Below are 301 nucleotides of genomic sequence, written 5' to 3'. Positions count from 1 at the left end.
GAGCCGAACAGTCCAGCCTCCTCGCGGTGTCCCACCGAACCTGTAGCCGTTTTCTCCTTTTTCATCTCCTCCGCCAAAGCCTGTTCAACCACCAACGTAGGAAAGCGGCTGCGGTGGAGAGAAGCCTGTTTCCATTCTCCGCTCCGGTCTTCGTCCTGCACGGAAGTGGGGACTGTCCGCTCCGCAGTGACCCCGAGGGAATCGCAAAACGGCGCGCAGCTCCGGAGGGAATTCATAGGTTGCGATTCTGTTTCCTCGGGATCACTGCTCCGCTGGGTGGGACTTCGCTAGTCGCTCCGAA

General features: G+C 59.8%; 1 protein-coding gene. It reads right to left on the bottom strand.

What is annotated here, in order from left to right; translation table 11 throughout:
* Positions 1 to 236 (bottom strand): hypothetical protein (locus Q3F21_RS27295; RefSeq protein WP_340259756.1); only part of this gene is annotated, 236 nt, incomplete at its 3' end.
* Positions 237 to 301 lie beyond the last annotated feature (65 nt).

It is taken from the genome of Brevibacillus borstelensis (assembly GCF_037834415.1).
GTDB classification, from domain to species: Bacteria; Bacillota; Bacilli; order Brevibacillales; family Brevibacillaceae; genus Brevibacillus; species Brevibacillus borstelensis_A.
This window is presented reverse-complemented; position numbering and strand designations above follow the sequence as displayed.